The sequence below is a fragment of the Aureisphaera sp. genome (assembly GCF_059726885.1).
In genome coordinates, this window is the sequence record NZ_AP041051.1 from 827,904 (window position 1) to 850,704 (window position 22,801).

The 22,801-nt window shown below is 40.1% G+C and carries 17 protein-coding genes and 1 tRNA gene; 3 read left to right on the forward strand and 15 right to left on the reverse strand.

What is annotated here, in order from left to right; all coding sequences use genetic code 11:
• Window positions 1-25 precede the first annotated feature (25 nt).
• From AC6JAD_RS03840 to AC6JAD_RS03855, 4 genes are all read right to left on the reverse strand, one after another.
• Window positions 26-1,123: a trypsin-like serine peptidase gene (locus AC6JAD_RS03840; RefSeq protein WP_461302466.1), complete on the reverse strand. Its 1,098-nt coding sequence runs from the start codon at window positions 1,121-1,123 to the stop codon at window positions 26-28.
• Between the two features lie 72 nt (window positions 1,124-1,195).
• Window positions 1,196-1,831, reverse strand: a complete 636-nt coding sequence (locus tag AC6JAD_RS03845; protein WP_461302465.1) for a response regulator — start codon at window positions 1,829-1,831, stop codon at window positions 1,196-1,198.
• A complete protein-coding gene (locus tag AC6JAD_RS03850; protein WP_461302464.1) occupies window positions 1,828-3,612 on the reverse strand; it encodes a sensor histidine kinase in 1,785 nt (594 codons plus the stop codon). The genes AC6JAD_RS03845 and AC6JAD_RS03850 overlap by 4 nt, the downstream gene beginning before the upstream one ends.
• Before the next feature lie 96 nt (window positions 3,613-3,708).
• The gene (locus tag AC6JAD_RS03855) at window positions 3,709-4,245 is read right to left on the reverse strand and encodes a hypothetical protein (protein WP_461302463.1); all 537 of its coding nucleotides are present in this window, start codon (window positions 4,243-4,245) and stop codon (window positions 3,709-3,711) included.
• A 169-nt stretch (window positions 4,246-4,414) separates the two neighbouring features.
• On the opposite strand from AC6JAD_RS03855, the gene AC6JAD_RS03860 reads away from it, so the two are divergent.
• Window positions 4,415-4,585, forward strand: coding sequence for a hypothetical protein (locus tag AC6JAD_RS03860; protein WP_461302462.1), 171 nt, complete (start codon window positions 4,415-4,417; stop codon window positions 4,583-4,585).
• 420 nt (window positions 4,586-5,005) lie between these two features.
• Here AC6JAD_RS03860 and AC6JAD_RS03865 read toward each other — a convergent pair whose 3' ends face one another.
• On the reverse strand, window positions 5,006-5,197 hold the full coding sequence (locus AC6JAD_RS03865; RefSeq protein ID WP_461302461.1) for a cold-shock protein: 192 nt from the start codon (window positions 5,195-5,197) through the stop codon (window positions 5,006-5,008).
• A 567-nt stretch (window positions 5,198-5,764) separates the two neighbouring features.
• Between AC6JAD_RS03865 and AC6JAD_RS03870 the strand changes: the two genes are divergently transcribed.
• Window positions 5,765-7,798 (forward strand): adenylate/guanylate cyclase domain-containing protein, encoded by a 2,034-nt coding sequence (locus tag AC6JAD_RS03870; protein WP_461302460.1) that lies wholly within the window; start codon window positions 5,765-5,767, stop codon window positions 7,796-7,798.
• Window positions 7,799-7,819: 21 nt separating this feature from the next.
• On the opposite strand, the gene AC6JAD_RS03875 is transcribed toward AC6JAD_RS03870, so the two are convergent.
• The 3 genes from AC6JAD_RS03875 to AC6JAD_RS03885 form a co-directional block, all read right to left on the reverse strand.
• On the reverse strand, window positions 7,820-10,981 hold the full coding sequence (locus AC6JAD_RS03875; RefSeq protein WP_461302459.1) for a 4Fe-4S binding protein: 3,162 nt from the start codon (window positions 10,979-10,981) through the stop codon (window positions 7,820-7,822).
• A gap of 53 nt (window positions 10,982-11,034) precedes the next feature.
• Window positions 11,035-11,586 carry an OsmC family protein gene (locus AC6JAD_RS03880; RefSeq protein ID WP_461302458.1) on the reverse strand — a complete coding sequence of 184 codons (552 nt, stop codon included), beginning with the start codon at window positions 11,584-11,586 and terminating at the stop codon, window positions 11,035-11,037.
• 173 nt (window positions 11,587-11,759) lie between these two features.
• Window positions 11,760-13,577, reverse strand: coding sequence for a sigma 54-interacting transcriptional regulator (locus tag AC6JAD_RS03885; RefSeq protein WP_461302457.1), 1,818 nt, complete (start codon window positions 13,575-13,577; stop codon window positions 11,760-11,762).
• 204 nt (window positions 13,578-13,781) lie between these two features.
• On the opposite strand from AC6JAD_RS03885, the gene AC6JAD_RS03890 reads away from it, so the two are divergent.
• Window positions 13,782-15,974, forward strand: coding sequence for an amino acid permease (locus AC6JAD_RS03890; protein WP_461302456.1), 2,193 nt, complete (start codon window positions 13,782-13,784; stop codon window positions 15,972-15,974).
• Window positions 15,975-15,992: 18 nt separating this feature from the next.
• Here the strand turns inward: AC6JAD_RS03890 and AC6JAD_RS03895 are convergent, their stop codons facing one another.
• From AC6JAD_RS03895 to AC6JAD_RS03925, 7 genes are all read right to left on the reverse strand, one after another.
• Window positions 15,993-17,114 (reverse strand): M43 family zinc metalloprotease, encoded by a 1,122-nt coding sequence (locus AC6JAD_RS03895; RefSeq protein ID WP_461302455.1) that lies wholly within the window; start codon window positions 17,112-17,114, stop codon window positions 15,993-15,995.
• Between the two features lie 276 nt (window positions 17,115-17,390).
• Window positions 17,391-18,173 carry a hypothetical protein gene (locus AC6JAD_RS03900; protein WP_461302454.1) on the reverse strand — a complete coding sequence of 261 codons (783 nt, stop codon included), beginning with the start codon at window positions 18,171-18,173 and terminating at the stop codon, window positions 17,391-17,393.
• A gap of 83 nt (window positions 18,174-18,256) precedes the next feature.
• On the reverse strand, window positions 18,257-18,631 hold the full coding sequence (locus AC6JAD_RS03905; RefSeq protein WP_461302453.1) for a hypothetical protein: 375 nt from the start codon (window positions 18,629-18,631) through the stop codon (window positions 18,257-18,259).
• 197 nt (window positions 18,632-18,828) lie between these two features.
• The gene (locus tag AC6JAD_RS03910; RefSeq protein WP_461302452.1) at window positions 18,829-20,280 is read right to left on the reverse strand and encodes an Lcl domain-containing protein; all 1,452 of its coding nucleotides are present in this window, start codon (window positions 20,278-20,280) and stop codon (window positions 18,829-18,831) included.
• Window positions 20,281-20,912: 632 nt separating this feature from the next.
• A tRNA-Asp gene (locus AC6JAD_RS03915) sits at window positions 20,913-20,986 on the reverse strand.
• A 156-nt stretch (window positions 20,987-21,142) separates the two neighbouring features.
• Complete coding sequence (locus AC6JAD_RS03920; protein ID WP_461302451.1) at window positions 21,143-22,072, reverse strand: DUF58 domain-containing protein; 930 nt, start codon at window positions 22,070-22,072, stop codon at window positions 21,143-21,145.
• A gap of 109 nt (window positions 22,073-22,181) precedes the next feature.
• Window positions 22,182-22,730 (reverse strand): ClpP family protease, encoded by a 549-nt coding sequence (locus tag AC6JAD_RS03925; RefSeq protein ID WP_461302450.1) that lies wholly within the window; start codon window positions 22,728-22,730, stop codon window positions 22,182-22,184.
• Between the last annotated feature and the right edge of the window lie 71 nt (window positions 22,731-22,801).

Sequence of the window (22,801 nt, forward strand, 5' to 3'; positions counted from 1 at the left end):
AGGGGTAAGCCAAAACATACCTTGGTTAAGGTATTTTATGGTTTTCGCGTATCTGGAGTTCCTGTAGAAGTTCCAGTAGATACGTAGAACGGACAGCCCAATTGGTAAGAATCCCCCCATATTCTTCATTAGAGCCAGCATAATGAATCCCAACTACTTTCCCTGTAGTCAGTTCAATGACCGGTGACCCCGAATTCCCATACCAGGTGGTACAATCATGCATATAAATGAAAGGGGCCGCACTGGAGGGGTAGATGATACCAGGGGCCAATCGCTTTACATCATAAATTCCGTTAAAAATAGGGTCTAGGTTTTTTTGGTTCAACATGGAACAATTCGCAGGATATCCTATTGTAAAAACAGCATCTTTAGGATCGGATTCATGCTTAGCAATTTCGAGTCCTTTTGGGAGGGGGTTCCCCTCATAACTTGTTGAAAGGATTTCCATGAGTGCTACATCTGGCTCATCATTCTCCGCAATGTGCAGTACCCTGCTTACCCGGAACGTGTTCTCATTGTCTACGTTATACTCTTCCTTAAAATCTATTGAAACCCTAAGGGTTTTTCCCTTGTGATTGGAATTTATATCAAAAGAGTCATCCTGCCTCGATGCAAAATTATAGGCCACATGTCGATTGGTCACCACTATATTTGTCCCTTTTATGAGCCAACCTGTACCAACCCAATTATAATGCGGGTGATTTCCAATTTCTATCCTGCCCACACTCGGAATAGCTGAATTGATATTCGCCTCACTCTCATCAAGGCGTTTTTTCCAGATGATGTCGATCGAGCTATCGATTTTATCGTTTCGGATTAAAAATGCAGGCCTATTTATGGTCCTAATAATACTCTCACTGGCCTTCTGATATGTGTTCTTGTTCGATTTGGAATTATTGATATCCCTCAACATGGAACGCCCATCGACCATACTGAGCTTTTTCCCATAGGATACCAAAAAATCCTTGAGGCTTTGAAAAAATGTATTGTCATTTTCAAAATTTATATGGGAACATACTTCACTGAGTATCTCGATGTCATCTATGTTCTCCCTCAAGCTGATGAATACATCCAAAGGGGTGTTTCGTAGATTTTCTTTTTCCAAAAGTTCTTCTAGTGTCATAATATCTTAATTAAAATATTTTGACAAAGAAAGGGTTGTGGACGACAGTGGGCAATACCTTCACGAAGGTAATTACTGTTCAAAATTATATCGCTTTTCCTTAGCGTAGCTCAAAAGTGCATTAGGACCACTCAGGTTTAGTTTTTGAATCATGTTACGACGGTGTGTAGCCACAGTATGCTTTCCTATAAATAGGATCTCAGCTATTTCCGCATTACTTTTTCTCTGCCTGATAAGCTCCAATATCTCCAATTGCCTCTTGGTAAGAACCCCTTTCTTCTTGACTACACTTATACTTGGCAATGAATCCACAGCGAACGACAAACTCGGGTCGTAATAGGTTTCCCCTCCATTCACCATCCTTATGGCTTCCCTAAGGTATTCCAAACTGGAGATTTTTAAAATATATCCTTTTGCACCTGCATGAATCATGTTCAGGACGGCTTCAGGCTGATCAAACATCGTTAAAGCGATTATTTTGATACCAGGATATCCCTGACTTACCTGTTTAGTCAACTCGATACCATCAATATCGGGCATACGAATATCTGTTATTAGGATGTCAACGTGTTTTCTTTTCAGTAAATCCAATGTCTCTTTTCCAGAAACAGCTGTACCCACAATCAAAATATCATCTTCCAATTCGAAAAAAAGCTCTATCCCCTCAATAAAACTTCTATGATCTTCTGCTATTAAGACTCTTATCATTTTAATGGTATATCAATAATTATACTACTGCCGTTATTACCTACGGACTCAACAACCATTTCCCCTTCCACAGCCTTGATTTTCTTGATTGCACTCTTCAACCCCAAACCTTCTGTATAATCAGCATCTTTGGTATCAAAGCCACATCCGTTGTCTTCGACCACTATGTTTAGCACCCCATCGATTAAATTGAATTCCACATTGATTTCGGAAGCATCCGCATGCCGTATCGCATTTGTTATCAACTCCACCACTATCCTCCTTAAGTCCCTTTCCATAATCGGATCAAGCTTTCTATCCAACCCATTGTTTTGGACCGACACGATAGTGTTCTCAATGGAGTTTATTTTAATTGCAAAATTAGTGACAGCCTCCACTAAACCCTCTGACACACTGGAAGCAGCATCCTCAAGATGGGCAATATTTCTGACTTTCTTGTATGCTTCATCCAAAAGCTCATTGGTTTTCCGCATCAGCTTTTTTTCCTCTTCCCGTAAGCGTTCTTTCCTTATCTTCAGGTTTTGAAAATACAATTTTATTGTCGAAAGCAAGCTTCCAAGATCATCATGAAGATCTGCTGCAATCCTTTGTCTCTCACGCTCCCTTCCCTCATATCTTGCATCTATGCTCATGACTTCCTGTTCCCTGATTAATTTCTCAATCCTAGCTGTTTTAAGTTCTTTTTCCTTCTCAGCCAAGAGCTTCTTTTTCTTGAGGTTTGATATCGCTATTGTAGCAAGCACGGCCAAAAGCGCCAAAGCAACCAAGGAAAAAATGAGAAGGTTCCTGTTTCTAATCCGTTGTTGGTCCAAAACCAAGTTTTTTTTCTCTACTTCCAAGGTCTCGTACATAATCAAAGATGTATTTTGGGAAGCAATAGAAACACTGTCATCAAACTGTGATTTCTTCTTTAATGCTCCAAAGGCATCTTCAATCTGACCCAAGTGTTCGTAGTTTTTGGATAGGTATTTATAAAGCCCCCTTTTTCTGTTAAAAACATATTCTGTTATTGGTAATGAATCCGCCCGTAGCAAATATTCTACAGCATCAGAGTATTTACCGTCCAAAGTGCTTGAGTATGCCATGTTCTTTAAAGCTGAATCCTGCTTATTTGGCGAACCCAAAACACGGGCATAATAATACATACTATCTGCATGTGACCTTGCCAACCCATAATCACGTGTGAAGTTCTGATGGAACACTGAAAGATAGTTTTGGTATTTATAGAATACTTCGACAGTCCCGAGCTCAGTAGCATATTCGCCTGCTATATTCAGGTGATGCTTGGCAACTTCCTTGAAATCAGGATCAATTTTTAACATACTGAGTGCCAAATGTGCTGCAAAAAGCTGTTCATCGTCTTCCATTTCCATGGCATTTTTATAGAATTCCTGCAGATATGAAGAGCCGTCATATTCCAATAACTCTTGTGAAATCAGGGTATAGTGAAGGTCATAGTTTACTTTATTTGTTAATTTCACATCTTTGTTCTCTTCAAACAGTCCTTGTGACCTTATCTTGAGATGATAAGCATCCTCCTCCCTGTTAAGGTAGCGATATACATCGCCCAAGCAATAAAAATACCATGGTTTATAAGGGGCACTCAATGCTACGGTATCAACTTTCAAGAGATTATCCAACGCCAAGCCTAACTCCCTTTTGCTAAGGTGATACTTGCCCTTATAGTAATAAAGATAGTTACTGTCAGCTTTTATGCTTAAAAAAGCATCCATGTGTTTTTCGAAGGATTTGAGATTATCTTTTCTCAATAATGAATCCATGGTTTTGTCTTGGGAAAAAACCATGGTATTCATCATTATAAAGACAATATGGATAGCCCTAAAAAATGACTTGAACTCTTTATATACCATAAACTACTAGATTGGGTCCAACACCCCTCCACCGCAGGTTCGTGGCTCTTCATTGTAAGTCCCTGATCCGGTTCCTGTCCCTAAGTACTGTTGTAGTTCCGTGCAACCGTAATTGAACATTGATGTCTGTCCATCGAAGGTAACCTTCTCATCAACAAAACCCCGGTACTTTTCCAATTGTAATTCTTCAAAATCCTCATCATGCATGTTTATCACCAGAATCTTGGTGGTACATAAATTCATTGGTGGGATTATATCCGACAACTTACCTTTTTGCTTGTCCCATATCAGGCTTTCAGAGTTCAGCACACTTCGGTGCGTTGGATGGTTATGCTTAAAAATACTCAAAATACACGAGACACCGCTAGATGAGATATCATAGGATTTAAAATACTGCAAAGAATAAGTGTTACCCAATCCGTCTGCCAAATTCAATTTGGGTATTTCAGTGTTGATTTCAAACGTATCATTTGAAACGGAATAAGTGCCATGGCTAACGAGGCCCTTAAGGCCCATCGCTTCTTTAAAAGTAAAATTTTTCATACAAATAGTTTTAATGAAACTTAATTTTTAGAATCACAAAACTACTGTCGGACCTTATATCAAAAAATACCTTCACAAAGGTAAATATCATAAATGCAGAAGACACCGCCCTTGACATTTAAATGATTATATGGTAAGCTGTATTCGAATTCAAAAAAACAACTCAATCATGGAAAATTTAAACAAATTCTTTCAATTTATGATCAACAGGGATTACTTTAAAAATGTATTGGAGTACATAACAAGCGGAGAAATTACAAAGACGAATTTCATCCCTCAGGCTGCCATATATGTTCTCAATGGCATTATTGTTGGTCTCCTTTTTTACTGTAAAACCTAAAAAAAGAGGTTGGTGAAAACTGGTATTAGTTACACTGGTTTCAGTCTGGCTTACCATTTCGGTCCAAGCAGTCCGTCATGCAATGGAAATTACGCATATCTTGATATCTATATCCGTATTATTGAGTTTTATTACTCTTTTCGCTGCTCAGATATTGTCACTAATCCTATGGGCATAAAAAAACAATTGAAACCCCTTACCTACTGATAAGGGGTTTTTACAGAATAGGTATCCAACAAAATGATAAATGCTACTAATCATACCGTTTCTTGAAAAATCTACCATACTCATTCCCCTTTTACTTCATCATCCATTCCCGATTTTGGAAGCCATACCTATAATCGGAGGTCTTCTGATGCCAATTGGGTAGCAGCGAGCCAAAGAAGTAATACCTTAAAACAGTTCCTCGATAATTTTAGATTAGGCTAATTGTACATTAATTGCGTTCAATCCTTTACGACCTTGGGCAGTTTCATAATGTACTACATCATTTTCCCTGATTTCATCAATCAGTCCAGATTGATGTACGAAAAGATCTTCGTTAGAATCTTCTGGGGTAATGAATCCAAATCCTTTTGTCGAGTTAAAAAACTTTACAGTTCCTTTTTTCATAATGTTTGCGTTTTAAAATTTAAATACTTTTTAAAATTTTGAATACTATTCCTAGTAATTCACTTAAAATGTGATATCTGGAATACCGTAAAAACGCGCCTAGACGGTTTGAACCTCAAAAAGACTAGATTAAAATCAAAAGGAAAAAAGAAAGGATATTACTATAAACTAGGGAAGAAAAACTACTACTAGGAAAAAATACTACTGTCAAATAATCCAAACGAACATAACACTACAGTCCAGAATGTGGTGCGATTTCATAAACGGTAATCGCTAATACTGGTGCAAATGTAAGGCCAATTATTTTATAATTAGTGGATTGTCAAGATTATTTAGACCTATGCCAATGTTGTGATGGTTTTATGGCTACCTCCACAATCTTAACCCAAATGATAATACAGGTCGATTCACCTTTCTACATCGGTAGTCCTTCAACTAGTCATTTGATCTAAAATTTCTAATGGCTTTGCAATTGCACTTAAGGGAGGAAAATACTAGGTATCAACCTATTGTTTGCTGAATACACATCTAAAATGTACCTTTAAAACGTTCAACCAAATTCTCAGCATGTCTTCAACCCGACAATTGGCAGCCATAATGTTTACCGACATTGAAGGATATACTGCCCTAATGGGAAACAATGAAGAACAAGCCATTTCCATTCGGAACAAGCATCGAAGTATCTTTGAACACACCAATTCGGCCTTTGAAGGAAAGATAGTACAGTATTTTGGCGATGGCACCTTAAGCGTATTCGGAAGTGCTGTTCAAGCAGTAGAATGCGCCTTAGAAATGCAGCTGGCATTTATTGAGGCCAACCTCCCGGTGCGTATTGGAATCCATATGGGCGATATTGTATATTCTGAAGAGGATATTATGGGAGATGCCGTAAATATTGCTTCGCGAATTGAATCGTGCGCCATTGCCGGAAGTATCCTGATTTCAGATAAGGTACACGATCAAATCCGGAACAGACCTCATATTGCAACCGAGTTTATGGATGCTTATGATTTCAAAAATGTAGAAGGCACCATTCCACTATTTGCCATTTCTAATGAAGGAATAAAAATTCCGGACCCAAAATCCATAAAGGGAAAATTAAAAGAACCGAATGACAATGAATTGAAAAAGCCATATCGAAGACGCCATTGGTTTGCTATTGGAGCCATTTCGGCCATTCTTCTATTCTTTCTATATTTTCAATTCTTTACTGGTCCAGAACCACCCGAAGATCTTTCCATTGCGGTACTGCCCTTCGAAAATCTAAGCACAGAACCCGATTCCGATTTATTCAGGGACGGTATTACAGAAGACCTCCTTACACAACTGTCTAAACTCAGTACCCTTCGCGTTATTTCCAGGAAATCGGTTACCCGCTATTTAGATACCGATAAACCCATTGCAGAAATTGCCAAGGAACTGGATGTCTCCCTTATTTTAGAAGGTAGTATTCGCAAGCAAGGCGATCAAGTTAGGGTTTCCGCCCATTTAATCAATACCCAAAACGATGAACAACTTTGGGCAGACACCTACGACAAAACATTAACGGATCTATTCACGATCCAATCCGAAATTTCGGAGGAGATCGTAAATTCTTTGGAAATCAACCTTACCTCAGACGAGCAATCCCAGCTAACCGAAATTCAGACACAAAACATCGAAGCCTATAAGTTATTCCTAATGGGCCGTAAAGAAGCTGATAAACGAAACAAGGAAAGTATTGCTAAAAGTATTCAACTGTACGAGCAAGCATTGCAACTGGATCCGAATTATGCGGAAGCCTTAGCAGAAATTGCAAATTCAATTTACTTAGAAACATATTATGCCGATCGCGATCCAATAGAAGCCGCTACCACCGCCAAAATCTATTTGGATAAGGCCGAAAAAATAAATGATAAGGTGGTCCGCATCTATTCCGTTCGAGGTCTCATCAATAATATCGAAGGAAAATATGATTCTGCCAAAGCTGCGTTCGAACGAGCTATTTCTATCTCTCCAAATGATGTTACCACCAGAAGGCAGTTTTCCACATTCTTCTACTACAACAAGCAGTACGAAGAGCAACTTGTACAAGCAGAAATTGCGTATCGTCTAGACCCTCTCTCCTTTGTTACCGCCAATGCATACTTCAACGCCCTTGTAGAAAATTACAAATTTGAAGAGGCAGAACGACTTATGATGCAGGTTGAACAGAATAATGTTGAAAACAATGAATTTGTCATAAACCGTGCATTTTTCAGATTGTATACCGCCATGGATGATTATGAAAGTGTGATTCCTCCTCTCGAAAAATTGGCTTCGGAAGAAGCTGCTTTCAATAGGTTTCTTGCTTACAGTTATGGAAAAATTGGAGATACTGCCAATGTGTACCGAATCATTAATCGCATAAAGCATTTGGATATGGCCGATGAAGATGGAAAAAGCTACTTACAAGCCATGTCATTTGCTGGAATAAAAGAACTGGATAGTGTTTTCTATTACTTGGATACACTTCGTAATAAAAGATCCAGCTTATTTAGGCGTGAACATGGCAATTTCTTCGAATGCATTCACGACGATCCCAGATATCCAGAAATGCTAAAAGCCCATGGAATAGAATAAGGATATTCCCAGAACCAATCATTACAAAACCTCTGCTGTTTCAAATATTCTACTCGACACATTTTGACTTTCGAAGGACCTATAGCGCTTATCTACCCTATTTTGCAACTGTTCCATTATTTCTGGGTCGTATTTTTTTGAAGAAGGATCACAAATTTCTTGAAAACGTCCTTCCATGCCTAGGTACTCTGCTACAGCAATGCTGGGTCTAGGGGAATCCAACTGCAGCGGATGCTGCAAACGAGGGTCGCGCCTATACAGCAACCAACTCCCCGAATCTACTATGGCCTTATGATATTTATGCGGTTCTTTCATATCAATTCCGTGCGATTCACAATGGGCGTACGCCAATATCAAGGAAGGTCCCTCATAGGATTCTGCCTCCTTCATAGCTTTCAATAATTGTTCTGGATTGGCACCATAAGATACCGAAGCTACATACACATGGTCATAGATCATGGCCATTCGACCCAAATCTTTCTTTGGCCTTAGTCCGCTTGCCGCCAAAGGAGACGCTTTAGAAAATTGCCCTCCCGTATTTTCATAGAGTTCATTGTCTAAAACCAACAGGTTTACATTCGCTCCAGATGCTAACGCATGATCCAATCCGCCATAACCAATATCATAGGCCCAGCCATCGCCCCCAACGCACCAAATGGTCTTTTTAACCAATGCATCCAGATTGTACGCGGTCGTATCTGAAATTTCATCGTTAGTGTTCAGTACTGACTTCCATCCTGAAATAAGCAATCGTTGTTCTTCGGCAGGTTTTTGGTCCATGTCCCTTTCCACCCATTCATGCAGCAAATCTGGATGGTACTTTTTGAGCCATTTCTGAGCCCGGGCTTTCTCCTGATCATACTGAAGTCGCATGCCTAATCCATACTCCGCATTATTTTCAAAAAGGGAATTAGACCAAGCGGGGCCCCTTCCCTCTTTATTTTTTTTCCAAGGGGAATACCCTTCAGTTCCAGCAATAATAGAGGAAGAACCAGTTGCATTAGCAATAACCAATGAATCACCAAAAAGTTGGGACAGTAATTTTAAATACACGGAAACTGCCGAACCCTTATCAGACATTGGATATTTGTAGAATGAAGGCGCTAACTGAAGTTGGAACAAATGTGTTTTATCTAGGGTATCTGTTGTCATAGAAGGAAGTTTGGAAAAGAACTTCCAATGCTTAGCTCTTTCTTCTTCAGAGTGACTTGATTTGCCCAGTGCATTTTCGGGACAACTGGTTACACAGTTATAGCATCCGTCACAGTCCTTGGCACTGACCTGAATACTGAAAGACCCTTCTTCCTTTAAACCAATGGAATCGTTTGCCCGCGATATAGGAAATTTTGAAGGGGCAATAATACCAAATGTTGGCTCAAATGCCTTGGCTTCCAGTGCTCCTGAAGGACATACCAAACTACAAAGTCCACATTGGGTGCAAGCATTAGAATCCCAATCCGGAACATAATAGCCGGGTTGCCACAATTCGGCGTGAGTTTTACCAAAGGTCTTATGGGAAATATCATATTGCTCCAATTCCTGAAAAGCATCAGACCACATGGGTTTGCCCGTGGTTTCCGGCATAGAAATCCAAATCATTTTACAATCCTTGGTGTTCAATACAGATTGTAATTTCTGAAGTTCTTTCCCATAGGTATCCTTAGTATCTCCAGGTCCTACTACGAATAAGGTTCCTTCATTTCTTAGTTGTTCCATTTCGGACTCCAAAAATGGTAGACTTTCATAATGCGCAAAAAGGACATGGGTCGATTGAACTAAATGATTTGGCAATATAGGATCGCTAGACCAACGTATCTGCATTCTTTGTAATGGATCGTTCTTCTTGTAGGTGACATGGGTATTTCCTTGCACATAGTCGTATCCATTCTTCAAAAGTTCATTCATAAACCCCTTAACATCGAAGTCAAAGGTTTTTCTAGAAACAAAAATAGCTTCAGAAATAGGGCTGAAGGGGTCTTCGGTTTTAGATACCATGGTATCTAAAAATAAAGGAACTGAATTCTTTCCCTCGTTAATACGATTGAAATGTGACAGTAACATATCCGAAGATAGGGGATAACCCGACAGCCCATAGCTCATACTGTTCATTTTTGGAAATTCAAGCAATTTATGCGAACTGAAGGCCTCCGATACGGCAGCGCAGACTTCTTGAAAAACGGGCCCACCCTTTAACGTATTATCGCCTCCAGCTTCCAGCGTATACAAATTCGTACAGGTTAGCGGCAGCACATTCAAAAAATGTTCATGACTAAAAGGTTTGAACAACCTAATTACAATCACTCCTGTCTTATGCCCCTCATTGTTCAATTTGGCAACAGTTTCTCGTGTTGGACCCACCGCAGAGGCCATGGCGATGAATACATGGGTGGCTTCTGGATGACCATAATAATCGAAAAGGTGATATTCCCTTCCGGTCAATTCATAAAAATCGTTCATGCATTTCTCAAGATGCAAAGGCAACTTCTTATAATATTCAGCATGTCTTTTACGAACCTTGAAAAATTGTGGGCCGTTTTGGGCAGCACCTGTTATTTCTGGGTTATTGGGAGAAAGTCCTTGAACCCTATGCTTTTGAATTTCCTTTTTGGGCCATAAGTCCCTTAGTTGTTGCTCGGTAAGTTCATCTATGTTTTCAATAGAATGGGATGTTTTAAATCCATCGAAGAAGTGTAGAAATGGAATGTTACTCTTAAGTGTAGCCATATGTGCAATGCATGCCATATCCTGGGCTTCTTGTACTGTTGTGCTTCCCAGTAAAGCATAACCACTGTCGCGAACGGCCATGATATCGGTATGATCCGAAAAAATACTCAGCGAATGCTTGGCAAGGCTACGAGTGGCCACATGAATTACATTAGGCAATAGAGATCCTGCCATTCGGTACATAGCGGGCAACATAAGCAATAGCCCCTGCGAGGCTGTAAATGTCGTACCCAATCCGCCACATTGAATAGAGCCGTGCAGAGCACCCGCTACACCCCCTTCACTTTGCCAAGAGGTTTGCACGGGCACCATTCCTTCTAGGTTGGTTTCATTTTGCGAACTCCATTTTGCCGTCCAATCAATCATTGGGGTTGCTGGTGTAATAGGATAGGCCGGAATGGTATCGCTCATAAAATAAGCAACACGGGCAACGGCTTGGTTGGCATCTAGGAGTCTCATGGTGTTGAATAAAAAAAGGGCTACCTCATGAGGTAGCCCAATGAAGATTAAGATTAGTTTTCGAAAACGATGTTTACCGGGGTAGGATTGGTAAGCATGTCGAATACGGGAGAGAATTGCGAAAGTGCTCTCAACTGGTCTTCAGAGGCATCACTTTTCACCTTGAATTTTACTTCGATTCCTTTGAATCCTTTACGTACTTCGGGATCCAATCCTAAAAAACCTTGTAGGTCTACGCCTCCTTTAAGGCTGGATTCCATACTTTCAATATCGATACCTTGTGCGGCAGCATGATAGGTCATCGCAGCGGTTAAGCAAGAACCGAGTGCGTGAAGTACAAATTCGGCAGGGTTCGCTGCAAGATCCTCTCCCAAAAGAACTTCTGGGTGATCTGCTTCCATTGTAAAGGTTTCTTTACGGGTAGCATCCTCTTGACCCACTCCATAGAATCCTTTAACACTAGAAACACAGTGCCCACCGGTAATCCAATTGTTCTTGGCCCTAAATTCAAATTTAGCTAATGAAGTATCGTTTTGAACGGCTTCTACAGTCGCTCCTAATTGTTCTACGTTTACTCCGTTTCTCATTTTGTCTGTTGTAATCATTTCAATAGTTTTTAATAGTTAACAATTTTTGACAACAACGTATAAGCATTTGTTGTGCCAAAAAGTATAACTAATTGATTTTCAAATATTTAAAATGATTTAAGTAATATCAATAGCTAATGAAATATCGTAAAATGCCGAAATATCGTTAAGTATTTTACGAAATGTCGTGATTATACAGGTCGCGCTATGTTCAAGGCTTTGATTCTGGATTGAAGAGTGGTAGGAACCATTCCTAGTAATTCGGCTGCACCATTAGGACCAGACACTTTCCATTGGCATTGCTTAAGGGCTCTTACAATATTCTCCCTTTCTAAAGTCTGAAGTTCTTTCTGTGTGTAGATTTTTGTTTGTATGGTTTCTCCATCATTTATGGCTTCGGTATTCTCGGGAAGTATAAGATTCCAATCTACTTTGCCCCGATTTGAAAGGATCACTGCACGTTCCAGTACATTCTGCAATTCGCGCACATTCCCCTTCCAAGGACATTGTTTGAGTCGTTCCTCGATTGATTGAGACAATGAAATAGGTCGCTTGCCAAATTTAATCGCCATTTGCTGTAACATAAATTCCGCAATATGGATAACATCCCCACCTCTATCCCGTAAGGCTGGCACATGGATTGGGAAGACATGCAACCTATAGTATAAATCCTCTCGAAACTGACCTTTTTTTGACAACCCAAGAAGATCCCTGTGAGTAGCCGCTAAAATCCGGACATCAACTTTTAAAGTTTCATTGCTTCCAACGGGCTCAAACTCCCCTTCCTGGATAACCCGTAAAAGCTTGGGCTGAAGTGAAATGGGCAACTCACCTATTTCATCCAGAAACAAGGTTCCTTTATCGGCTAGTAGAAATCTCCCTTTACGATCTTGTCCAGCTCCCGTAAACGCACCTTTAACATGACCAAAAAGTTCACTTTCGATCAAGTTTTCGGGAATGGCCCCACAGTTTATTCTAATTAAAGACTGGGTTCTCCTTTCGCTAGCATTGTGAATGGCTCGAGCGACAAGTTCTTTCCCTGTACCCGTCTCTCCCGTTATTAATACTGTGGCCGATGTTGCGGCTACGTGTTCGATCTGCTGCAAAACATTCTTCATTGCCGGTGCTTCGGCAATAATTCCATTCCGTGTTGTAAGCTGGTCAATTTCCGATTTTAGGTATTGGGTCTCCGAAGTAAGCTTCTCGATGGTTTTCTCGGCCTGAAGACGATCTTCGATATTTCGAAGTATCAACACAAACAATACCGATTGGTTATGTTCCACCTGGCTCACGGTAGCTTCATGCCTGGTCGAACGCCCTTCCGAACCAATTAGCTCAATCCATTCTTCCAATACCCCATTTTTAATGTCTGCTTTACCTAAGTGCGATGCTACCAGCTCCTTACCGGTATCGGAAAGAAATAAAAGAAAATTTCTGCCAACTATATCATCATTCTCCAATATGGAATAGGCAGCTGGATTGGAAAGAATTATTTTACCTTTTTGATCGATCATAAAAATAGGGTCCCTTGCCCCATTGATAAGTGCATCCAACTCCTCTTTGGTTCGCTGCAGAGCGGTTTTGGACCCTGCGAGCTCTTGCTGAACACTATCCAGCATGCGATGACGCTGTATCAGGTCTTTAATCACAGCATCTACATAGCCAGCATCTTCTTGCATCCATTGTGAAAAACGAACCGCAGAAATCCCCACCAATTGAGTGGACTCGATTGCAGTAACGGTGGCCGACCGTTCTTGTTGATCGAACATGGAATATTCCCCAAAATACTGACCTTCAGAAAGGGTTGCAAAAACATGCTTCCCTTGATGTACTTTTACCTCCCCTTCAATAATTACATACAATGCATCCCCTTGGCTCCCTTTCTCAAAAACAACTTCACCTTTGTGATAGCTCAATAAGTCGAGCCCTTCGCAAAGGGACATTAACTGATCGTCCTGAAGACTTTCGAAAAAAGAAACTTTTTTAAGAACCGCTAGTATATGATCCATGACAAGGATTTTCCATGTGGAATTAAAGATAGTAATTACTGAAACAACGGTTATACACTAAAGGGACATCCTATTGAATTTTGTATTCCTAGTCCATTCCTATATTTTCTTACCAACATGAATACTTCACTTTTAAAATGCCTCGGATAAGAAAAATACCCATTATTTAAATAGTTCATTAAAAATGCTAATATTGTAGTAATCATGGAGCAAGATCTAGCAAAAGCCAAAAAATTTGGAACCTTTGGGGGTGTTTTCACTCCCACATTGCTTACCATTTTAGGGGTAATCATGTACCTAAGGATGGGGTGGGTCGTAGGGAATGCAGGCTTGTTGGGTGCGTGGCTTGTGATCATTATTTCCTTTTTAATTACCCTTTGCACTGCGCTTTCCATGTCTGCTATCACTACAAATATTAGAATTGGTGCTGGCGGAGCATACGCTATCATTTCACAATCGCTTGGTTTAGAAGTTGGAGGCAGTCTAGGAATACCCAGATATATCTCCCAGGGCTTGGCCGTAACCATGTACATTTTTGGTTTTCGGGAAGGTTGGTTGGGTATTTTCCCGGACCACAGTCCATTTTTGGTGGATATATGTGTTTTTGCCGGACTTCTAACAATTGCCTATATCAGTGCCAATTTGGCCATCAAAATCCAATACCTCATCATGGTGATTATTATTGCTTCTTTGGTATCTATTGTCTTGGCCGCTTACGATGGGTCTATGGCCATCCCAACGGATAAGGCATTAAGCTGGGGAAGTTTTTCGGGGTCACCAGAGAACAATTTCAACGGCAGTAATTTCTGGTTGGTCTTTGCAGTATTCTTTCCTGCCGCCACTGGTATTATGGCCGGCGCCAATATGTCTGGCGAATTAAAAGACCCACGCAAAAGTATTCCCGTTGGGACACTCTGGGCCATAGGCGTAAGCTTCGTAATCTATATGTTACTGGCATTTTGGTTGGCACGGTCTGCCTCCGAACAAGAATTGGTTTCCAACTACAATATTATTGTCGAAAAAGCCTATGTAGGTCCTTTAATCATAGCTGGCATTCTCGGCGCTACATTTTCGTCTGCTTTGGCCTCCTTGGTAGGATCCTCTCGTATTTTATTTGCAATGGGGCAGCATCAGGTATTGCCCAAATCCAAATTTTTAGCGGGTCAAAGTGCAAACGGACAGCCAAGAAACGCCATGATTGTCACAGGGATATTGATTTTTGCAACCATGCTCCTTAGAAATCTTAATGCGGTTGCACCACTGGTTACGCTTTTCTTTTTGGTAACCTATGCCATGATCAATATCGTGGTTATTATTGAACAGAATTTAGGACTTATAAGCTATAGGCCCCTATTCAAGGTAAAGCGTTGGATTCCTTGGATGGGACTCATTTCCTCGGTATTGGCTATGTTTATTATTAATCCAACCATTAGTTTGGTGACCATTGGAATCGTACTGGCCGTGTATTGGTACTTGTCACGTCAAAATCTTGAAACACCTTTTGAAGATGTACGTTCCGGACTCTTTGTTTCTTTTGCAGAATGGGCTGCCAAACACACCTGGGGCATGAAAAAAATGCAACAACGGGCTTGGAAACCCAACCTTATGGTACCGGTACGCGACATTACTGGAGCCCGTGGTAATTTTGACTTCCTGCGGAACATTGCACACCCGAAAGGCTCTATAAAACTATTGGGGGTTGAACCTGATTCTAGCAGAAGCGCCATGCCCCTGGAATTGGAAAACATGGCGCAGGCTTTTCGCGATAAAGGTGTGTTCTCCAGCTGGACCATCATTAATACTACAGAATTTGCAAAGGGCGTTAACTATGGCAATCAGGCTTTATTGGGAGCGTTCTTTAGACCCAATATTGTCTTTTTAAACCTACAGCAGCATGATGATTATGAAACCGAACTGCGACCCGTAATTCGGGAATGCATTCGTTTGGAGATCGGGTGTTTGGTCTATCAGTCGCATCCCACCGCCTTACTGGGTCAACGAAATACCATTAATGTTTGGTTGAGTGATCGTAAGGACAATTGGAATTTGGGCTGGGATATTGGCAATTTAGACCTCTCTACCTTAATAGCCTACAAATTAAAGAAAAACTGGAATGCCAAAATTCGCTTGATCATGGTCATTGAAGACGAAAAGGAACTTCAAAATGCTACTGGATTTCTCAATAAATTAATAAATCTGGCCCGTTTGCCCAATACGTTAACAGAAGTCCATGTGGGGGAATTCAGAACTGTATTAACCCAAGCCCCACGAGCAGACCTTAACATCTTTGGCATGGATGCCGATCTTCGATTTGAATTTGTAAAGGAAATGACTCACAAGACGAACAGTTCATGTCTGTTCGTAAAGGATTCTGGGCATGAGAGTATTTTGGCTTGATAGTCTAACCGTAGTGGATTACTTATTCGAATTTCGCAACTCCTGAAACCAAAGGCCATGATCTAACACATGACGTGCCCGTTCGCGTTGATCATAAGTAAATGTGGTAAAAATACCGTTGTAATCCATGATATTATCCAATTCCTTTATTCCTAAATTCATATCCTGACATTCCCCTCCCTCGAGCACATACGAATAGGTGTCGGAACAATAATCGGCAGATATACATCCGTTTTCCGAAAAATTATGAAACATTCCTAATCGATGACCTATCTCATGGGCAATGATGCCATCCCGATTCTCCGTATCCACCCTGATATGTCCTTTTTCAAAATTTTCTGGAGAGCAAATACATGAATCTGGCACTTCATCCAAACCTTCTAGCGAGTAACTTTGATAAACAAAAGGATATAGGCCATAGGATTTTCCATTGCTACTTGGGTATAGCCAAATGTTAAGATATTCACGGGGATTCCATTGGTGATGGTCGAACATGGGCACAACTTCCGATAGGCTGAATTTTTGATCCCCGGAAATATCATAAGGAACTCCACCAATTCTATGTATTCCGGGTTCTCCCATAGTCCCACCATTTGGGTTTCGCAATGCCAATCTAAACTGAATTTTCATATCTACAGCATTGAGATTAGTGCTCCCATTTCTATTTGCATAGGCATCATTTATTATGTTCAGTGTTTCCTGTACCTCTACTTGACTAAGATTAAACCCCTGCCCAACAGGCTCATTAAAATGCACAACGTGAAAAACAATGGGAATGGAAACATTGGAATATGCCTTGTCTTCCCGGGCCAAAATGGTGACTTCATTACTGAAGAGATTATTATACCGCACCTTCAATCTTTGTAGACCAGTATTCAAGGTGGTAAACGTATTATCTCCTACCGATATACCATTAGCCAGAATTTCATAATCGAAATATTCTGATGGTATAGCGGCCCCATTTTCATCAAAAAAATTAACGGTTAACTCAGGTTGGGAATTCCCATTTGCAATCATCAAGGAAGTATTGGTTGTTAATTTAATTTCAGTTGCAACCCTATCTGTAGTGAGTCCATCATCATTATTGTTACAGGAAAGGAACACTATGGAAGCCAGAAGTAGTGTGGTAATTTTATTCATGAACAATTATTTTTGGAAAACTTCCGAAAGAACATTCAAAAATAATGCCAGCCTAAGGATCCCAATTGGGACATATCACTCAGTGGAAATTGGCAATGCCGGTTCCCGTATGCAACCATCTGAATTTGAAAAACACAATCTCGATTGTTTTGATTAAATGGTACTAAAGAATCCAAAATAGATTAATTAAGGGTTGCCTACTTTCATTTCAAAACAAAAAAGCCTCACCATGAAAGCAAGGCTTCTAGCCTATATAAACCCGTAAAAAATCATAATTTAAGGAACATAATACGTAGTAGCCATGTTATTTGCACGTATCCCATTAACAGGTAAATAAACGGGATCTACTGTGGGCGAAGCGGTGTACTGAAGGAATAAGTTTCCTTTGTCCGTAACATCGGTAGCCGATAAGATGGCATTAGTATAATTTTTGTATGAAATCTGCATGGCATTTATGGTGGCTCCCGGAATTACGGCTTTCTTTGTCTTTCCATCGGATTTAAATTGATAAGGAACCTCATCCAGCAACGCCCAGCACTCTCCCGAGGCACCAACAGATATACTTCTTGGAGATAGGTTTCCTTCAAAAACTTTCCACTGCAAAGGAGCATTGGCCGCACAGTATTGCAACACAGGAACACCCCCTTCTTTGATGGGTTTTAGCGCCCAAAAATTACCCCCGCCACAGTCTATGTCGTAAACCCCTGTATCCAGCTTTGTGTATTCTTTCTTTTGATTCAGTGCATACAATTCATAATCGCTCGTCAGTATTACACAATCGCCATTGCTCGTTCCTGCAATTTTCACTGCACCTGGTCCTTCCCCCTCTGCTTCCTGCCATTTATCGGTTCCATTAGAGAAAAAGATTTTCAATCCTCCGCCACTCGGATCAGTATCGAAACTCACTATCCACACCGTACCATCATCACTAACAGAAACTTGAGTTGCGAAAGTTGCTTGAGACATTTTATGGCGGGTTGCCATAGCGTCGTATGCTACTACGGTGCCGTCTACTTCTATAGCCCAAAGTGGGTATCGATTCCCTTTAGAATTTGCCATGCTAAAATTGGTTTAAAAATGATTACAAAAAACAAGTAGTTAGGTCAATCTCTTTTTTAAAGTAAAAGTTCTTTCGTTGAAAACTACAGAGGGTCCCCAACTTTAATATCACAACGATGTCCCGGCTGACCATGCGGTGGATTAAGCTTAACCTCCCCGGTATTGATCACTGGAGAGCCACTTTGAGTATCACTTTTACTGGTTGCAGGCAACGAATCTAAAGGCGCTCCTACCTTAATATCACATCGATGTCCGGGCTGACCATGTGCCGGATTTAATGCTATTTCCCCTTTCGCATCTGAAGTCTTTTCGGCCGATGTTTCAGTAGTGACGGTCGTGGGTGTATCAGTGGTGGCATCCTGCTTTTTGGATTCTTCCTTACATGAACCCATAAGACCTATAGTTAATAAGAGTAGTACTATTGCTTTTCTTGTATTTGGAAAAATTAAAGTTTTCATAATCGATAGTTTAAACAGGATTTCATAAAGCTACAAAATTCCTAGCTAGGAAATCGGAATCGAACAGATTTCCCTTAATTCGATAAAATTTCAAAATACTGGTTCACTATAATTTAAAGGCTATAGCATGGTATGTAAATTGAGTACAAACAAAAAAGCCCATCCATCAGGATAGGCTGTAAATCATATATACTTATTTATTTAACTATAATCTTCCTAATTGTATTTCCATTGGCTCCATATAATTTTAAGAAGTAAACTCCCGAAGGAAGTGTCTTAATATCAATATTTTTCAATTCAGTAACGTCACTAATAACTTTAATCATTTGTCCATTTAAATCGATAATTTCAACTTTATGAATACGTTCACCTGTGCTTTCAATGTGAAGAACCGATAAAGCGGGGTTGGGATAAATCTTTATGCTGCTTCTTGCGTTAGTATCATTGACTGTTAAAACTGAATTTACATCTCTTACGCATCTAACAAAATTGAAAACATACCGTACATCCCCCTGAGGTCCAAAATAATCAGGGAAATCGCTAGGATCTCCTGTTTTGGGATCATTACGTTGAGCTCCCGCTCCATGTACATCAAGTAATTGGAAGTTTCCTGAGCCTGGAGGCATTTCCATTTGCCCTTGAGCCTTACCAAAACAAAAGTAAACTGCATCCGAATACTGCTCTGGACCATCCTGTAAAGGAGAACTACTCCAATAGTATCCATATTGTCCCGAATCACCGTAGGGATCAATAATAGGTGTACAACTAAACAATGGATTAATGGCAGGAGAGGAAGTACTATTGGGACTTCTTGTATAGTCAACAATACTTTGTAATTCTTTTGCATTAGGTAAGCGCCAGTCGCTGTAACCTCCCAAAGTCAAATTCTCCGCATATGATAGAGCATTTTCCCAATCATAAGTATTACCATCATCTGCTTGTTGCCACATAAGCCCAGTAGCATTATCCATAATGGTTCCGTCATTATTATTGGAAAAGTTATTGATTCCGTAATTGGATACTCCTCTAACCATCCTAAAGTACATAGTATTTGGCGAGCCTGTTTGTGGATCATATATTGGATAACCCTTTAATCTACCATCAAGAAAATTATATCCATAAATGGAAACATCACCTGCTACCAAAAGGTCAACACAAGGGGTTTGAGACCATGTTTGAGCATCTATCTCCCTTTCTCCATTACTTGTATCACCTATAGGCTGATCGAAATAATTGGTATCTATAAATTCATCTATTACCATATCTCCAAAACACCTTCCGGTGAAATTTGATAACGAGTATAGTTCTTTTATAGTTGGAATTCTCCAATCATTATACCCCCCAAGTGTCATCATTTCTGCTTTGACAACTGCTTCATCATAAGATATTTTTTCACCCATGTTCTTTTGCCAGATAAGTCCGGTAATATTATCCGTTACGGTTCCATCTTGATTGTCGGTATAATTGGGTTGATTTCCATTATATGTAGCATCCTGGCCGTAAAAAGGATCTCCCTCCCCAGGTGAGGAAATAACTGAATTATTATTATAAAAATCACTTACACCCGTATCTACTATAGGATAAGTAATTTGTGCAGAAACAGTTATAGAGACCAACACATTAAATGTAAAAAGTAGTCTTAAGATCATCTTTTTTTATTTGATTTATTTATGTCCATTAGAAATGGGTTTGACTCATTTGGTTTGGATAGGTTTAATTACACAGGATCGCTAATATATGGTTCCAAAAACACACTATACCGCACTAATAGTTCCAATGCCAACCTATGTCATACTTGCAAAGACAAATAAAAGGAAAGCACTCCTGCAAATCCAAACTCCACAATATTTAAGTAAGTGCTTGAATATGAGATATAAACTTGTCTCAAGTGACTCAACCAGGAGGCTTCTTTTAGGGAACCTGATATTCTTATCCATTTTGAAATAAGATTTACACCCCTTTTAACAAAAACCGTTTTTTCAGTTGCTAGCAACGAATACTCGGGTATAAGTTTAGAACAAGAAAAAATCAAAAAAAATAAGCCTCAGTACTTAAAATATAAGCACTAACACCTACAAGCAAAGATTACAATTTGTTAAAAACCCTACCTTCACCATAACCGAGCAAGCAGAGAGTCTAGCTTTAGCTTAAGAAAAGAAATTAAAACAAAAAAAGCCCATCCATCAGGATAAGCTTCTCATTGGTCTATTTCTAAACCACGTAACACATTTCTGTGTCACAACACAACATCTTAATTCTGAACCAGATTCAGAATCCGTTGCGGTCTGGACGAGACTCGAACTCGCGACCCCCTGCGTGACAGGCAGGTATTCTAACCAACTGAACTACCAGACCAATTTTCTTGCCTTTTTACAAAGACCCCAACAACAGTTGGGCTTCGAAGAAATTGTTTCTCCTTTACAGTATCAAGTAACCTTGGTTGCAAAGGCGGATGCAAATATATCACGTCTTTTTTATTCCACAAACAATTTTCAGAAAAAAAATGCACCCTTATCCAAACTTCTGCCGTTCCACCAAATAAGTGGTCAAAATTTTATTGAATCCCTTATTAATATCGGCCTTTACATAATTAATCCGGTATTGCCCACACTTGAGCTCCAATTCCCCAAAATAGTCCTCCACGGCCTTCTGGTAATTCTCCTTGATCGTGTCGGCATATAAGTTTACATGCTCCCCCGTTTCCACATCGACAAAACGCTTTGGCCGATTCGAAAAATCGAAATCCAATTCCTTGTTGCCATCATAGGTATGGAAAAGCACCACCTCATGTTTGTTATACTTTAAATGCTGTAATGCTTCGAACAATTTTTCCTCCTCAGTTTCTGTCTGAAACATATCGGTAAATAAAAATACCAAGGAACGTCGTTTCAGTTTCTCCGCAATTAAATGAAGGTGCGTATACGTTTTGGTAGTTACCTCACTCCTCCTGTTTGAAATGGCCTTATTCAATTGCGCCAAAAGCATATGGTGATGTCGCTCACTGCCCTTTTCTTGGGCATAATAATCATACGCATTGCTGTAAATGCTCATCCCTACAGCATCCCGTTGACGCTTCAATAGGTTCATAATAGCAGCAATGGCCAAAGCCGAAAACCCAATTTTATTGAGTGAATCGATATGAAATTCCTTCAGTTTAGGATAATGCATCGAGCTACTGTTATCCAAGATTAGATGACAGCGCAAATTGGTTTCCTCTTCGTACCGTTTGGTGTATAATTTATCCGTCTTGGCATAGAGCTTCCAATCGATATGCTTGGTGCTTTCGCCGTTGTTGTAAATCTTATGTTCTGCAAATTCTGCAGAAAACCCGTGAAATGGGCTTTTATGAAGACCGGAAATAAACCCTTCTACCACTTGGGTAGCCAATAACTCCAGGTTCTTAAACCCAGTTATCTCATTTATTTCTTTTTCTATATTCATTTTAACAATGGTGATTTCAATACATCACGTTTACCGTATGATACTTAATCACCTTAGGGCATCGAGTGACCACGCTGTGCGCGTGGTTGTATCGAGATGCCAGATAATATTATTCTTCTATAACTCCATCCACAATACCGTATTCTACGCTTTCCTCGGCGCCCATCCAGTGGTCACGGTTAAAATCCTTCATCACCTTATTAAAAGTCTGACCACAGTTGTCGGCTAAAATCTGGGCGCTCAATTCCTTAGTCTTAATGATTTCCTGTGCGGTGATTTCAATATCGCTAGCAGGTCCACGGGCACCACCACTTGGTTGGTGAATCATTACCCTCGCATGGGGCTGAATGAACCTTCTTCCTTTTTCCCCTGCCGATAGGAGTATACTACCCATAGAAGCAGCCAGTCCCGTACAAATGGTCGACACCGGGCTTTTCACGGCCTTAATGGTATCGTACATGGAGAAACCAGAAGTAACATAGCCTCCAGGGCTATTAATGTATAATTTAATTTCTTCATTGCTCAGGGAATCAAGGTATAACAACCTGTCCACCACATGCTTAGCAGTGTCGTCATCTACCATTCCCCACAAGAACACTTTGCGCTCTTTTAAAAGGACATTATCTATTTGGTCCTGTACTTTATATACTTTTTCCATATTCCATTTTGATGTCCCCCCGAGCGCAGTCGAGAGGTCTTAAATTCTAGCTCTATAAAGGCCTCGACTGC

Coding starts and splice junctions, on each gene's coding strand:
- AC6JAD_RS03840 (WP_461302466.1), bottom strand. CDS start 1,123: ATGACACTAGAAGAACTTTTGGAAAAAGAAAATCTACGAAACACCCCT.
- AC6JAD_RS03845 (WP_461302465.1), bottom strand. CDS start 1,831: ATGATAAGAGTCTTAATAGCAGAAGATCATAGAAGTTTTATTGAGGGG.
- AC6JAD_RS03850 (WP_461302464.1), bottom strand. CDS start 3,612: ATGGATTCATTATTGAGAAAAGATAATCTCAAATCCTTCGAAAAACAC.
- AC6JAD_RS03855 (WP_461302463.1), bottom strand. CDS start 4,245: ATGAAAAATTTTACTTTTAAAGAAGCGATGGGCCTTAAGGGCCTCGTT.
- AC6JAD_RS03860 (WP_461302462.1), top strand. CDS start 4,415: ATGGAAAATTTAAACAAATTCTTTCAATTTATGATCAACAGGGATTAC.
- AC6JAD_RS03865 (WP_461302461.1), bottom strand. CDS start 5,197: ATGAAAAAAGGAACTGTAAAGTTTTTTAACTCGACAAAAGGATTTGGA.
- AC6JAD_RS03870 (WP_461302460.1), top strand. CDS start 5,765: ATGTCTTCAACCCGACAATTGGCAGCCATAATGTTTACCGACATTGAA.
- AC6JAD_RS03875 (WP_461302459.1), bottom strand. CDS start 10,981: ATGAGACTCCTAGATGCCAACCAAGCCGTTGCCCGTGTTGCTTATTTT.
- AC6JAD_RS03880 (WP_461302458.1), bottom strand. CDS start 11,586: ATGATTACAACAGACAAAATGAGAAACGGAGTAAACGTAGAACAATTA.
- AC6JAD_RS03885 (WP_461302457.1), bottom strand. CDS start 13,577: ATGGATCATATACTAGCGGTTCTTAAAAAAGTTTCTTTTTTCGAAAGT.
- AC6JAD_RS03890 (WP_461302456.1), top strand. CDS start 13,782: ATGGAGCAAGATCTAGCAAAAGCCAAAAAATTTGGAACCTTTGGGGGT.
- AC6JAD_RS03895 (WP_461302455.1), bottom strand. CDS start 17,114: ATGAATAAAATTACCACACTACTTCTGGCTTCCATAGTGTTCCTTTCC.
- AC6JAD_RS03900 (WP_461302454.1), bottom strand. CDS start 18,173: ATGGCAAATTCTAAAGGGAATCGATACCCACTTTGGGCTATAGAAGTA.
- AC6JAD_RS03905 (WP_461302453.1), bottom strand. CDS start 18,631: ATGAAAACTTTAATTTTTCCAAATACAAGAAAAGCAATAGTACTACTC.
- AC6JAD_RS03910 (WP_461302452.1), bottom strand. CDS start 20,280: ATGATCTTAAGACTACTTTTTACATTTAATGTGTTGGTCTCTATAACT.
- AC6JAD_RS03920 (WP_461302451.1), bottom strand. CDS start 22,072: ATGAATATAGAAAAAGAAATAAATGAGATAACTGGGTTTAAGAACCTG.
- AC6JAD_RS03925 (WP_461302450.1), bottom strand. CDS start 22,730: ATGGAAAAAGTATATAAAGTACAGGACCAAATAGATAATGTCCTTTTA.